General features: G+C 72.4%; 13 protein-coding genes and 2 pseudogenes. 4 read left to right on the forward strand and 11 right to left on the reverse strand.

The features are described 5' to 3' along the window. Nucleotides 1-7: 7 nt before the first annotated feature. The 5 genes and pseudogenes from pcaB to fabA form a co-directional block, all read right to left on the reverse strand. On the reverse strand, nt 8-1,348 hold the full coding sequence (pcaB, locus tag IPK81_13325; GenBank protein ID QQS10639.1) for a 3-carboxy-cis,cis-muconate cycloisomerase: 1,341 nt from the start codon (nt 1,346-1,348) through the stop codon (nt 8-10). A gap of 9 nt (nt 1,349-1,357) precedes the next feature. After that, a complete protein-coding gene (locus tag IPK81_13330; protein ID QQS15097.1) occupies nt 1,358-1,726 on the reverse strand; it encodes a VOC family protein in 369 nt (122 codons plus the stop codon). A 59-nt stretch (nt 1,727-1,785) separates the two neighbouring features. Beyond that, a complete protein-coding gene (locus IPK81_13335) occupies nt 1,786-2,664 on the reverse strand; it encodes an SDR family oxidoreductase (GenBank protein QQS10640.1) in 879 nt (292 codons plus the stop codon). A gap of 11 nt (nt 2,665-2,675) precedes the next feature. After that, a pseudogene (gene fabB, locus IPK81_13340) lies at nt 2,676-3,907 on the reverse strand (beta-ketoacyl-ACP synthase I). Between the two features lies 1 nt (nt 3,908). Beyond that, nucleotides 3,909-4,421 (reverse strand): 3-hydroxyacyl-[acyl-carrier-protein] dehydratase FabA, encoded by a 513-nt coding sequence (fabA, locus tag IPK81_13345; protein ID QQS10641.1) that lies wholly within the window; start codon nt 4,419-4,421, stop codon nt 3,909-3,911. A gap of 150 nt (nt 4,422-4,571) precedes the next feature. On the opposite strand from fabA, the gene IPK81_13350 reads away from it, so the two are divergent. The 4 genes from IPK81_13350 to IPK81_13365 all read left to right on the forward strand — a co-directional run bounded on the left by IPK81_13350 (nt 4,572) and on the right by IPK81_13365 (nt 7,598). Continuing rightward, on the forward strand, nt 4,572-4,985 hold the full coding sequence (locus IPK81_13350) for a transcriptional repressor (protein ID QQS10642.1): 414 nt from the start codon (nt 4,572-4,574) through the stop codon (nt 4,983-4,985). 126 nt (nt 4,986-5,111) lie between these two features. Further along, nucleotides 5,112-5,531 carry a rubrerythrin gene (locus tag IPK81_13355; protein ID QQS10643.1) on the forward strand — a complete coding sequence of 140 codons (420 nt, stop codon included), beginning with the start codon at nt 5,112-5,114 and terminating at the stop codon, nt 5,529-5,531. Nucleotides 5,532-5,644: 113 nt separating this feature from the next. Beyond that, complete coding sequence (locus tag IPK81_13360) at nt 5,645-6,997, forward strand: glycerol-3-phosphate dehydrogenase (protein ID QQS10644.1); 1,353 nt, start codon at nt 5,645-5,647, stop codon at nt 6,995-6,997. A gap of 16 nt (nt 6,998-7,013) precedes the next feature. Further along, nucleotides 7,014-7,598: a DUF3501 family protein gene (locus tag IPK81_13365; GenBank protein ID QQS10645.1), complete on the forward strand. Its 585-nt coding sequence runs from the start codon at nt 7,014-7,016 to the stop codon at nt 7,596-7,598. A 14-nt stretch (nt 7,599-7,612) separates the two neighbouring features. Here IPK81_13365 and IPK81_13370 read toward each other — a convergent pair whose 3' ends face one another. The 6 genes and pseudogenes from IPK81_13370 to IPK81_13395 form a co-directional block, all read right to left on the reverse strand. Next, nucleotides 7,613-8,503, reverse strand: coding sequence for a transporter substrate-binding domain-containing protein (locus IPK81_13370; protein QQS10646.1), 891 nt, complete (start codon nt 8,501-8,503; stop codon nt 7,613-7,615). An 88-nt stretch (nt 8,504-8,591) separates the two neighbouring features. Then, a complete protein-coding gene (locus tag IPK81_13375; protein ID QQS10647.1) occupies nt 8,592-9,407 on the reverse strand; it encodes a transporter substrate-binding domain-containing protein in 816 nt (271 codons plus the stop codon). After that, nucleotides 9,404-10,171 carry a methyltransferase domain-containing protein gene (locus IPK81_13380; protein QQS10648.1) on the reverse strand — a complete coding sequence of 256 codons (768 nt, stop codon included), beginning with the start codon at nt 10,169-10,171 and terminating at the stop codon, nt 9,404-9,406. The genes IPK81_13375 and IPK81_13380 overlap by 4 nt, the downstream gene beginning before the upstream one ends. A gap of 16 nt (nt 10,172-10,187) precedes the next feature. Beyond that, on the reverse strand, nt 10,188-10,859 hold the full coding sequence (locus IPK81_13385; GenBank protein ID QQS10649.1) for a lactate utilization protein: 672 nt from the start codon (nt 10,857-10,859) through the stop codon (nt 10,188-10,190). Further along, nucleotides 10,856-12,283 carry an iron-sulfur cluster-binding protein gene (locus IPK81_13390; GenBank protein ID QQS10650.1) on the reverse strand — a complete coding sequence of 476 codons (1,428 nt, stop codon included), beginning with the start codon at nt 12,281-12,283 and terminating at the stop codon, nt 10,856-10,858. Before IPK81_13390 ends, IPK81_13385 begins: the two co-directional genes overlap by 4 nt. A gap of 35 nt (nt 12,284-12,318) precedes the next feature. Further along, nucleotides 12,319-13,124 (reverse strand): annotated as a pseudogene (locus IPK81_13395) ((Fe-S)-binding protein). Nucleotides 13,125-13,187: the final 63 nt, after the last annotated feature.

Consider the following 13,187-nt stretch of genomic DNA (forward strand, 5'->3'; position numbering starts at 1 on the left):
CGTCCCGTCAACGGTCGCCGAGGACGCGGTCGACCATGACCGGCGCCAGGCCGAGATAGTTCGCCGGATCGCAAAGCCGCGCCAGCGCGTCCCGGTCGAGATGCTTCGCGATCTCGGCCGACTCCAGCAGCGCGTCGAGCAGCGTGCCGCCGCGCTCCGCCGCCAGCCGGCAGGAATCGTAGACCAGATCGTGCGCCGGTTGGCGGCCGATGAACGGCGCCAGCCCCATCATCACGGCCTCCGCGACGATCAGGCCGGAGGTGATATCGAGGTTGCGGCGCATGCGGGCGGCGTCGACGATCAGGCCGCCGAGCATGAACTTCGCCTGGTGGAGCGCGCTGGCGGTGGCGAGGAACGCCTCCGGGATCGCCGCCCATTCGACGTGCCACGGACCGGTGGCGCGCTCGAAATCCGTCACCAGCGAATCGAGCATCAGCCCGGCCTGCTGGCGCGCGATCTTCGAGGCCGCGAGGATCAGCTCCGAGGAGATCGGATTGCGCTTCTGCGGCATCGTGCTCGACGCGCCGCGGCCGTGCACGAACGGCTCGAACGCCTCGCCGAACTCCGTCGCCATCATCATCATCACGTCGAACGCGATCTTGCCCAGCGAACCGGCCAGCAGCGCGAGCGCGTTCACGACCTCGGCCAGCCCGTCGCGCGCCACGTGCCAGGTCGAGGCCGGCACGCCGAGCCCGAGCTCCGCCGCCAGCTCGCGCTGCGCGTCGAGGCCCTTGGCGCCGATCGACGCCAGGGTGCCGGCGGCGCCGGCGAACTGCACGACCAGCACCCGCGGACGCAGCTGCGCCAGACGCTCGGCGTGGCGGTCCAGCGCCGCCAGCCAGATCGCCGCCTTGTAGCCGAAGGTGACGGGCAGGGCCTGCTGGAGGTGCGTGCGGCCGGCCATCGGCGTGTCGCGGTGCTTGCGCGCCAGCGCCGCCAGCGCGCGCCGCGTCGCGTCGAGGTCGTCCGCGACAAGGTCGAGCGCGGCGCGCACCTGCAGCACCACGGCTGTATCCATGATGTCCTGGGTGGTGGCGCCCCAGTGCACGTAGCGGCCGGCCTCGCCGCACAGCTTCGACATCTGCGCCACGACCGGCAGGATCGGATAGCCGACGATCTCGGTTTCGCGCTTCAGGCGCTCGAAATCCAGCGTGATCGCCCCGGCCGCGGCGGCGATCGCCTCGCCCGCCTCGGCGGGGATCACCCCGGCGCGCGACTCGGCGCGCGCCAGCGCGATCTCGACCTCGACGTAGCGCGCCACGGTGGCGCGGTCGTCGAACACCGCGCGCATCGCGGGCGTGCCGAACATGTCGCGGAACAGGCCGGAGTCGAAGACGGTGCTGCCCATGGTCCCTGCTCACTCCGGTCCGTGGCAGACCGCCTCGATGTTGTGCCCGTCGGGATCGTTGACGAACGCGCCGTAGTACGACGGATGGTAGGCGGGCCTCGGCCCCGGCGGTCCGTTGTCGACGCCGCCGGCGGCCAGGGCGGCGGCGTGGAACGCGCGCACCACGCCGCGGTCGGGCGCGGTGAACGCGACATGGGCGCCGCGTCCGGCCGGGCCGGCCCGCGCGCCGATCCAGAAGGTCGGATCGCCGTCGCGGCCGAAGCCGGCGAACGCCTCGCCGCGCAGGATCTCGACGATCCCCAGCGGCGCCAGCGCGGCGCGGTAGAAAGCGGTGGACCGCGCCAGATCGGCGACGCCCAAGGTTACATGGTCGAAGATGCGGGAGGGCCGGTCCACCAACGTCTCCGTCGAGCCCGCCGAACGGCGCGGCCGCGCGCTCAGTCCGGCGCGCCGTTGCTGGTCGGCGGCGGCGGCGCCATGCCCATCACGTGGTAGCCGGAATCGACGTGGTGCACCTCGCCGGTGACGCCGGCCGACAGGTCCGACAACAGGTAGAGCGCGGCGCCGCCGACATCGGCCTGGTCGATGTTGCGGCGCAGAGGCGAGACCTCGCGCGACGTGCGGTAGACGTAGCGGCCGTCGCCGATCACCGCCGCCGCCAGGGTGCGCATCGGTCCGGCCGAGATGGCGTTGACGCGGATCGCCTTCGAGCCGAGGTCGGAAGCCAGGTAGCGCACGCTCGATTCCAGCGCCGCCTTGGCGACGCCCATGACGTTGTAGCTCGGCATCACGCTGCGCGCGCCGCTGTAGGTCAGGGTCAGAAGGCTGCCGCCGCGCGTCATCAGCGGCTCGGCGCGCCGCGCGATGTCGGTGAACGAGTAGCAGGAGATCGTCAGGCTGCGCTGGAAATTGCTGCGGCTGGTGTCGACGTAGCGGCCCTTCAGCTCGTCCTTGTCGGAGAAGGCGATGGCGTGGACCACGAAATCGAGCGTCCCCCATTCCTTCGTCAGCGTCGCGAACAGCGCGTCGAGGCTGGCCTCGTCCTCGACATCGGCCGGCAGCACGAGCTTGGCGCCCAGCGACTCGACCAGCGGCTTGACGCGCTGGCCGAACGTGTCGCCCTGGTAGGTGAAGGCGAGGTCGGCGCCGGCGGCGTGGCAGGCCCTGGCGATGCCCCAGGCGATCGAGCGGTCGTTGGCGACGCCCATGATCAGGCCCTTGCGGCCCATCATCAGGCCGGAGGCGCGGATCGCGGCCTCGCCGGCCGGCGACGACCGGCCGTTGCCGGTGTCGGGCGCGAGGACGGGGCCGCGCATGGCGGCGGGGATCACGACGGCACCCGGCGGAACGCGAGCACGGCGTTGGTGCCGCCGAAGCCGAAGCTGTTGGACATCACCGTCTCCAGCCCCGCGCGGTCGATCCGCTCGCGGACGATGGGCATGCCGTCGGCGCCGGGATCGAGGTTCTCGATGTTGGCCGAGGCGGCGAGGAAGTCGTCGCGCATCATCAGCAGGGAGTAGATCACCTCGTGCGCGCCGGTGGCGCCCTGGCTGTGCCCGGTCAGCGACTTGGTCGAGCTGATCCGGGGCACCTCGGCGCCGAACACCTCGCGGATGGCGTCGAGCTCGGTGATGTCGCCCACCGGCGTCGAGGTGCCGTGGGTGTTGATGTAATCGACGCGGCCGTTCCAGCCGTTGCCGGCGAAGCCGGCTAGCGCCAGCCGCATGGCGCGCACCGCGCCCTCGCCGGAGGGCGCCACCATGTCGGCGCCGTCGCCCGACGCGCCGTAGCCGACCAGCTCGCCGTAGATCTTCGCGCCGCGCGCCTTCGCCGTCTCGTACTCCTCCAGCACGACGACGCCGCCGCCGCCGGAGATCACGAAGCCGTCGCGGTCTCGGTCGTAGGCGCGGCTGGCCCGCTGCGGCGTGTCGTTGTACTTCGACGACATCGCGCCCATGGCGTCGAACAGCACCGACAGGGTCCAGTCCAGCTCCTCGCCGCCGCCGGCGAACATGCGGTCGGCCTTGCCGAGCATGATCGTCTCGGCGGCGTTGCCGACGCAGTGCGCCGAGGTCGAGCAGGCCGACGTGATCGAGTAGGTCGGGCCCTTGATCCGGTAGGCGGTGCCGAGGTTGGCGGAGACGGTGCTCGACATCGCGCGGGGCACCTGGAACGGGCCGACCCGCTTGGGCCCCTTCTCCTTGGCGGTGATCGCCGACCTGCGATCGCGCCGGTGGTCGGGCCGCCGGAGCCGGCGATCAGGCCGGTGCGGTCGTTGGACACCTCGGCGTCGCTCAGGCCCGCGTCGGCGATCGCCTCCTTCATGGCGACCCAGGCGTAGGCCGCGCCGTCGCCCATGAAGCGCCGCAGCCGGCGGTCGACGAGCGCGTCGAGGTCGACCTTCAGCGTGCCGTGGATCTGCGAGCGGAAGCCGAGGTCGCGGTAGACCGGCGCGAACTCGATGCCCGAGCGTCCCAGCTTCAGCGATTCGGCCGCCTCGGCGACGTTGCTGCCGATGCTGGAGACGATGCCGAGGCCGGTGACGACGACGCGGCGCACGTCAGGCCGCCTGCGGCACGAACAGGCCGACCTTCATGTCGTTGGCCTCGTAGATCGGCTGCCCGTCGGCCTCCATGATGCCGTCGGCGATGCCCAGCACCAGCCGGCGCAGGATCACGCGCTTCATGTTGATGCGGTAGGTGACGCGCTTGATCGCCGGCGTCACCATGCCCGTGAATTTGACCTCGCCCACGCCGAGCGCGCGGCCGCGGCCCGGCGCCTTCATCCAGCCTAGGAAGAAGCCGCAGAGCTGCCACATGGCGTCGAGGCCGAGGCAGCCCGGCATCACCGGATCGCCGTGGAAATGGACCGGGAAGAACCAGAGGTCGGGCTTCACGTCGAGCTCGGCGACGATCTCGCCCTTGTCGAACTTGCCGCCCTTCTCCGCGATGTGCGTGATGCGGTCGAACATCAGCATCGGCGGCAGCGGCAGCTGCGCGTTGCCCGGCCCGAACAGCAGGCCTTTGGCGCACTGGATGAGCTCGTCGTAGCCGTAGGAATTCTTGCCGCTCACGTGCCGACCCGCGTCTGTATGCCGGCCCCGCCGGCGGTAAAATATCGAGGCATTCCTAACAGATAGGGCGCGGGGCGGGAATTGGCAATTCCCGCGCCGGACGGCCCGCCCCTAGGCAAAACGCCGGGCCTGGCGTAAATACGCGTTGTCATGCCAGCGTCACCGGCTCCGTCCATCACCGAACGCCTGCGCGCCGTCGGACTGCGTCCGACCCGGCAGCGTCTGGCGCTGGGCGCGCTGCTGTTCTCGGCCGGACACGACCGGCACGTGACCGCCGAGCGGCTCCACGACGAGGCCGTGGCGCGCGGCGTCAAGGTCTCGTTGGCGACGGTCTACAACACGCTCAACCAGCTCTCGGGCGCCGGTCTGCTGCGCGAGGTCGTGGTCGGGCCCGGCCGCATCTACTTCGACACCAACACCGGCGCGCACCACCATTTCTTCGTCGAGGACGACGGCGCGCTGGTGGACATCCCGGCCGACCGCGTGGTGATCGCGCGCATGCCGCCGGCGCCGCCGGGCATGACGGTGGAGCGCGTCGACGTGGTGGTCCGCGTCCGCCGCTGACGGCGCCTTCCCGCATTCTTTAGAAAATCTCTAAATTATTGACCGCGTCGCCCGGGCGGTCCTATAAACGGACATGGCGCGCGGGCGGAACCGCGTCGCCGCCGTCATCGAGAGAGGAGACCGATCATGTCGAAGCTTGCGGGTTCGAAGACCGAGGGCAACCTCAAGGCCGCGTTCGCCGGCGAGAGCCAGGCCAACCGCCGCTATCTGTATTTCGCCCAGAAGGCCGACGTGGAGGGCTACAACGACGTCGCCGCCGTCTTCCGCTCGACGGCGGAAGGCGAGACCGGGCACGCCCACGGCCATCTCGAGTTCCTCGAGGTCGTCGGCGATCCGGCCACCGGCCTGAAGATCGGCCCGACCTCGGACAACCTCAAGGCCGCGATCGCCGGTGAGACCCACGAGTACACCGACATGTACCCGGGCATGGCGCGCAGCGCCCGCGAAGAGGGCTTCGACGAGATCGCCGACTGGTTCGAGACCCTCGCCAAGGCCGAGAAGAGCCACGCCGGCCGGTTCCAGAAGGCGCTCGACACGCTCGGCTGATCCACAGGCGCGCGGACGGGACCGCCGGTCCCGTCCGCGCCGCTCCACCCTCCGACACAGCCATCGCGACGCGCGCCATCCGGCGGCGCGGCCGCGTAGCCGCGGGTTGATCCATGCGTGAAGGCAGCCTCGAAGCCCCGACCCGGCATCCGCTCGCCTGGACGAGCGACGATTTCTACGACGAGGCGAAGCTCGACGCCGAGATGCGGCGCGTCTTCGACATCTGCCACGGCTGCCGCCGCTGCTTCAACCTGTGCGATTCCTTCCCGCGGCTGTTCGACCTGGTCGACGCCACCGACGCGGGCGAGGTCCACGGCGTCGACAGCGCCGATTTCGGGCCCGTGGTCGAGGCCTGCACGCTCTGCGACATGTGCTTCATGACGAAGTGCCCCTACGTGCCGCCGCACGAATGGGCGCTCGACTTCCCGCACCTGATGCTGCGCCACCGCGCCGTGCAGGCGAAGAAGAACGGGATCCCCTTCATCGACCGGCAGCTCGCCGCGACCGACCGCAACGGCGTCCTGGCGGGCATGGCGTCGTCGCTCGTGAACTGGGCGACGGACGAACGCAACACCGCGACGCGCGGTCTGATGGAGGGCGTCGCCGGCATCCACCACGGCGCCCGGCTGCCGCGCTACGCCGGCGAGACGCTGGTCAACCGCGCGCGTCGCGAGACGCCGGTGGTCAACCGCGAGGCGCCGGCCTTCGGCAAGCGCAAGGTCGTGCTCTACGCCACCTGCTACGGCAATTTCAACGACACCGGCATCGGGGCCGCGACCCGCGCGGTGCTGGCGCGCAACGGCGTCGAATCCGAGGTCGTGCATCCCGCCTGCTGCGGCATGCCGCGGCTCGAGCTGGGCGACATCGCGGCCGTGGCCGAGGCGGCGCGGAACGTCTCGGCGGCGTTCGCGCCGTGGATCGACAAGGGCTACGACGTCGTGGCGCTGACGCCGTCCTGCGCGCTGATGCTCAAGTTCGAATGGCCGCTGATCCTGCCGGGCGACGAGCCGGTCAAGCGCCTGTCGAAGGCGACCTACGACATCGCCGAGTACATCGTCGACATCGCGCGCAAGGACGGGCTGGCGCCCGGTCTGTCCAAGCTCGAGGGCGGCGTCAGCGTCCATCTCGCCTGCCACGCCCGCGCCCAGAACGTGGGTCCGAAGGCGGCCGAGCTGCTGCGCCTGATCCCGGACACGCCGGTGTCGGTGATCGAGCGCTGCTCCGGCCACGGCGGCGTATGGGGCGCGCGCAGCGCCAACTTCGACGTCGCGGTGAAGGTCGGCAAGCCGGCGGCGCGCCAGGCCGTGCGCAACGCCACGCCGTTCGTCGCCTCCGAATGCCCGATGGCCGGCGACCATCTGGCGCAGGTGATGGCGACGGTCGCCGAGGACGGCGGTCCGCCGCCGCCGGCGCGCGCGCACCATCCCGTCGAGCTGTTCGCGCGCGCCTACGGCATCGACGTCTGAACGCGGGAGCGCGCCCATGCGCAAGATCGAAGCCGCCGACATCCTGCCGCTCGACGCCTACGTCAAGGTGCGCGCCGCGCGCCGCGCCGCGATCACGGCGCTGAAGCGCGACCGCCGCGTCGAGGTCGGCCCGTTCGCCACGTTCTACTTCGAGAGCTACGACACGATGCTGCACCAGGTGCAGGAGATGCTCTACATCGAGAAAGGCGGCGCGGCGCAGATCCCCGACGAGCTGGCGGCCTACAATCCGCTGATCCCCGGCGGCCGCGAACTGGTGGCGACGGTCATGTTCGAGATCGACGACCCCGTGCGCCGGGCGCGCGTGCTCGCGACTCTCGGCGGCGTCGAGCACACGATGTTCCTGCGCGTCGGCGGCGAGACGATCCGGGGCGCGGCCGAGGACGACCAGGAGCGCACCCGGGCCGAGGACGGCAAGGCGTCGGCCGTGCAGTTCGCGCGCTTCGCCTTCAGCGACGCGCAGGTCGCGGCGTTCCGCCGGCCGGGCGCCGAGGTGGTGGTGGGCTTCACGCATCCCAACTACGGCCACATGGCGGCGCTGCCGGAGGCCGCGCGCGCGGCGCTGGCGTCCGACTTCGCCTGAGGGGGCGCTCTTCCTCAGTAGACCGGGAACGGGAAGTACTTGTCGGCGATGCGCTTGTGGCCGCCGTCGGCGATCAGGTCGGCGAGCCCCTTGTTGAACGCCTCGCGCAGCTTCAGGTCGTCCTTCCGGAAGGCGGCCGCGACGCCCTCGCCCAGCGTGCGCACGTCCTTCACGTCGGGTCCGAACAGCGCGCAGCACGCGCCGTCGCGCGACTCCACCCATTGCCACAGCGCGACCTTGCCGCCGAGCACGGCGTCGACCTTGCCCGCGGCGAGCTCCTTGAGCGCCTCCTCGGGGGTGGGGAACCGCTTGATCCGGAACAGCTTGCGCGAGGATTTCTCCAGGTAGTCGGCGTGCGTCGAGGCCTGCGCCACGCCGACCGTCCTGCCCTTGAGCACGGCCTGCGCGCCGTCGGCCGGGAACGCGCCCTTCGCGGCGACGAACGCGGCGGGCATCGTGTAGTAGCGGCGGCCGAAGGCGAGGCGCTTGCGGCGCTCCTGGGTGATCTCGATCGACGACATCGCGACGTCGTAGCGCTTGTCGAGCAGGCCCGGGATCACGTCGTCCCATTTCGTGGTGACGATCCTGCAGTCGATCCTCGCGCGCTGGCAGATCGCGGCCGCCAGCTCGACCTCGAAGCCGCCGGGCCGGCCCTGCGCGTCGACGCTGTTGAACGGCGGATAGGCGCCCTCCGTCACGACGGTCGCCTTCATCATCGGCTCGGGCGGCGGCTTTTGTCCCGGCTTGCCCTTCTGCGGCGGCGCCGGCGCCGGCCGCGGACGCGGCGGCTGGGCCGGGGCCGGCGGCGTCTGGGCGGCGGCGAGCGCGGAGCCGAGCGCGACCGCGGCGGCCAGCGCCAGCGCGCGCAGCGGATCTAGGACGGAGCGGAGAGGGCGCGTCGGCATCGGGCGCTGAATCGTCGTTGGGAGGCGCGCCGTCGAGGCGGCGCGGCGTCGCACGCTGCGCGGCGATCATGGCCGTGGCGGGGCGGCGTCACTGGATCGGGAACGGCAGGTGGCGCTCGGCCAGCCGCTTGATCGTGCCGTCGGCCGCGAGCGCGGCGAGCGCCTTGTCGACCGTCTCCTTCAACCGCGGATCGCGCGGCCGCAGCGCGATGGCGATCCCCTCGCCGGCCGCCAGCGGATCGCGGATGTCGCCCTTCGCCAGCTCGCAGCACGCCGCGCCGGGCCCCTTCAGCCATTCCACCAGCGCCCGGCGCGGCGCCGCGACGGCGTCGACATCCCCGCCGCGCAACGCCGCCAGCGCGTCCTCGCGGGTCTCGAACAGGCTGGCCGCCGCGCCCGACGTGTCGGCCAGCCAGCGGGCCACGCGGGTCGCGCGCTGGGCGCCGATCCGGCGGTCCTTCATGCCGGCGGCCGTCGCCTCGATCCTCTCGCCCTTGCGGACGGCCAGGGCCACCGTCGGGCGCGCGTAGGCCGCCGAGAACGCCGGCCTGTCGCGCCGGAAATCGGCCGGATCGAAGCCGCCCAGCGCGATGTCGAGGGAGTCGCCCGACAACGCCGCCGGCAGCGCGTCCCAGTCGACCGCCTCGACCGCGCATTCCGCCTTCAGCCGGGCGCACAGCGCCCGCGCCAGCTCGACATCGAAGCCGACAGGCCCGCCGTCGGCGCCGCGCGCGGCGAAGGGCGGCGCGCCGGTGTCAATTCCGATGCGCAGTTTCAACGGCGGCGCCGCCGGCGCGGGAGCGGGTGGCGCCGGGCGGTTCTGGGCGCCGACGTCGGCCGCCATCAGCGTCAGGCCGGCGAGCAGCGCGGCGGCGGCGGCGCAGGCGCGCGCGGCGCCGGTCACGACGCCGCCTTGGCGCCGGACGCCTTGGGCTTGCGGGCGACCACGTTGACGACCATCGCCGGCAGGTAGACGCGCGACAGCGGCACGCGCTGGCCGGGCTGGCGCGACAGCAGCGCCTTGTTCTCCTCGTGGTCGAGCGTGAGCTGGAACAAGCCCTGCTCGACGGCGCCGATCGCCGGCGACATCTCGACCCGGCCGTCGCGCGTCACGCGGTAGGCGATGTCGAGGCCGACGGCGTTGCCGGTGTAGTAGAGCTCTACCGGCTCCAGCGCGTCGAACAGCACGGCGACGCCGGCGAACGACATGCGCCAGAAGTCGTCGGGCCGCGGATGGTGGGCGTGCGACCACGGCACCGCGATCAGCGCGTGGCCGCCGGGCGCCATCACCGACTGGATGGCGGCCGCCGCCCGCCACGGCGCGCGCACGTGCTCCAGCACGTGCTCGCAGACCACGAGGTCGAAACGCGCGCCGCCGAGCGCGCGGTCGACGGCGGCGGGCTCGTCGCAGACGTCGTGGACCACGTCGACGTTGACGCCGGCCTCGATGTCGAGCCCGGTGTACCGCAGCCGCTTGCCGAACCGCGCCTCCAGCACGTGGCGCCAGTTGCGGTCGGCCTTGCTCATCGGCGCGACGCGGGCGCCGACCTGCAGCGCGCGCACCGGCCGCGTCGCGCCGCACGCCGCGCCGACGGCCGCCAGCAGCGCGTCGATCTCGCGTCCGACGCTGGTGCCGACCACCCTCAGTTGCGCCTCGGCGTCGGCCATCACCGGCTCCCGCCGCTCAGCCGCGCGCGACGACGATGTGCAGGCGGCGCGGTCCGTGCGCGCCGAGCTCGAGCTGCTGCTCGATGTCGCCGGTGCGCGACGGCCCGGTGACGGTGTTGACGGTGCGCGGCATCCGGCCCTCGCCGTAGCGCGCGCGCAGCCGCGTGAACACCTCCTCGTAGGGACCGACGATGTCGGCCTCGCGCAGCACGACGACATGCGTCTCGGGCAGGAGGTTCAGCGACGTGGGATGCTCCGGGCCGGACGCGAACACCAGCGTGCCGGTCTCGGCGACGCCGGCCAGCGCGCCGGTGATGGACACGCGGTCGGCGTCGACCGGCACGCCGCGCCGCAGCTCGAGCAGCTGGCGCTCGCCCCAGTCGTAGCGGTCGAGCGCCGGATCCGGCGCCATCACGGCCTTCGACGGCAGGTTGTTGGCCGCGGGGTAGTCCGCGACCGCCGCCGGCACGTCGGCCGCCGCCGCCTCGTCGACGGTGGCCTGCATCGCCGTCGCCCATTGCCGGAACAGCGCCACGCGCGTGGCGTGGTCGCCGTCCGAGCGCGCCGGCACGATGTTGACGGCGTGCTCGCGCAGCCGCGTTTCGACGGCCGCCAGCCGGTCCGGCGAAGCGGGTCCGCGGCCGACGGCGCGGCGCACGGCGCCTAGGACGGTGTCGCGGGCGCTCATCGCGTGGCGCCCCCGCGCGCCTTCCATTGCGCGCGGAACGTGCCGCCGGGCTGCGGCGCGGGGAAGTCGCGGTGCTTCGTCCAGCCGCCGGCCAGCGGCAGCGCGCCGTAGCTGCCCTCGGCGCGGCCGAACAGCGCCAGCGCGCGGTTGGCCAGCCCGGTGACGGCGGCGTAGAGCCTGGGCCGCGTGGCGAGGAACGCCCACAGCGCGAGGCCGTGGCGCGTCGCGGCCGGCGTCAGGCGCCGCTCGAACTCGCGCTCGCGCCAGTGCCGCATCAGCTTCGGCAGCGGGATGCGCACCGGGCAGACGCTCTCGCAGCGGCCGCAGAAGGTCGAGGCGTTGGGCAGGTTGCCGGCCTCCTCGACGCCGATGAGCTGCGGCGACAGCACCGCGCCGATCGGGCCGGGATAGACCCAGCCGTACGCGTGGCCGCCGACGGCGCCGTAGACCGGGCAGTGGTTCATGCAGGCGCCGCAGCGGATGCAGCGCAGCATCTCCTGCATCTCGGTGCCGAGCACGTTCGAGCGCCCGTTGTCGAGCAGCACCACGTGGTAGGCCTCCGGCCCGTCGAGATCGCCGGCGCGCCTCGGTCCGGTGTTGAACGTCGTGTAGCTCGACCACTCCTGGCCGGTCGCCGAGCGCGCCAGCACGCGCAGCAGCGCGGCGGCGTCCTCCAGCGTCGGGATCACCTTCTCGATGCTGGCGATCACGATATGGACGCGCGGCAGGGTGTTGCTGAGATCGGCGTTGCCCTCGTTGGTCACCAGCGTCGAGCTGCCGGTCTCGGCGACGAGGAAGTTGGCGCCGGTGATGCCGACGTCGGCCTCCTGGAACTTCCGCCGCAGCACGTGGCGCGCCTCGGCCACGAGGTCGTTGCGCTCGGTCAGGCGGCGGTCGAACCCCAGCTTGGCGTGGTGCTCGAGGAAGGTGTCGGCGACCTGGTCCTTGGTGAGGTGCACGGCCGGCGCGATGATGTGGCTGGGCGGCTCGCCGCGCAGCTGGATGATGTACTCGCCGAGATCGGTCTCGACCGGCTCGATGCCGTGCGCCTCGAGGTGCTCGTTGAGCGCGATCTCCTCGGCGATCATCGATTTCGATTTGGCGACGGTGCGCGCGCCGGCGGCGCGGCAGATATCGAGCACGATCGCGCGCGCGTCGGCCGCCGTCGGCGCCCAGTGCACGTGGCCGCCCAGCGACAGCACCTTGGCCTCGAACTTCTCGAGGTAGATGTCGAGATGCGCCAGCGCGTGGTCCTTGATGTCACGGGCGCGGTCGCGCAGCGCCTCGAACTCCGGCATGCGCTCGACCGCCTGCCGGCGGCGCTCGGAGAATCCGACCTTGAGCATCGCCAGCGATCGCTGGAGGTCGCCGTCGACCAGCGCCCGTCCGACGTTGTCCTTGAAGGCGTGCGCCGTCGACCGCATCGCTGCAACTCCTCCGGTGGGCTTCCGCGCGCCGTCTACTCGACGGCGCCGATCGGCGGCAGATCGCCCGCGCCGGCGAGCACCTCGGCGACGTGGCGCACGCGCACCGCGCGGCCTTCGCGCCGCAGCTTGCCGGCCATGTTCATCAGGCAGCCGAGATCGCCGGCCAGCAGCGTGTCGGCTCCGTCTCGGCGATGTCGGCGATCTTGTCGTCGAGCATGGCGTTGGAGATGTCGGGATACTTGACGCAGAACGTGCCGCCGAAGCCGCAGCAGATCTCGGGGTTGGCCATCTCCGCCAGAGCCAGCCCGTCGACTCCGGCCAGCAGGGCGCGCGGCTGCGCCTTGACGCCGAGCTCGCGCAGGCCCGAGCACGAATCGTGGTAGGTGGCGCGGCCGGCGTAGGCGGCGGCGACCGAGCGCACGCCCAGCACGTCGACCAGGAACGCCGTCAGCTCGAACGTCCTGGCCGCCAGCGCCGCCGCGCGCGCCGCCATCGCGGGATCGTCCGCGAACAGCGCCGGATAGTGGTGCGAGATCATGCCGGCGCACGAGCCCGACGGCGCCACGACGTGGTCGAACGGCTCGAACGCCGCGATCACGCCGGCCGCCACGGCGCGCGCGTCGGCGCGGTCGCCGGAATTGTACGCGGGCTGCCCGCAGCAGGTCTGCGCGTCGGGGACGACGACGCGGCAGCCCGAATCCTCGAGCAGCTTCACGGCGGCGAAGGCGACGGAGGGGCGGAACATGTCGACCAGGCAGGTGACGAACAGCGCCACCGTCCGGCCGGCGCCGGCTCTCGACGGGTCGTGCGGTCGGGACGTGGGAATCGCGGGGCTCATCGTTTCCGGCGCGTTGGAATCACGGCCGGCACAATGGCCGGACGGGCGCGGCCGCGCAACCGG

The organism is Rhodospirillales bacterium, from assembly GCA_016699855.1.
Classification (GTDB): Bacteria; Pseudomonadota; Alphaproteobacteria; order Reyranellales; family Reyranellaceae.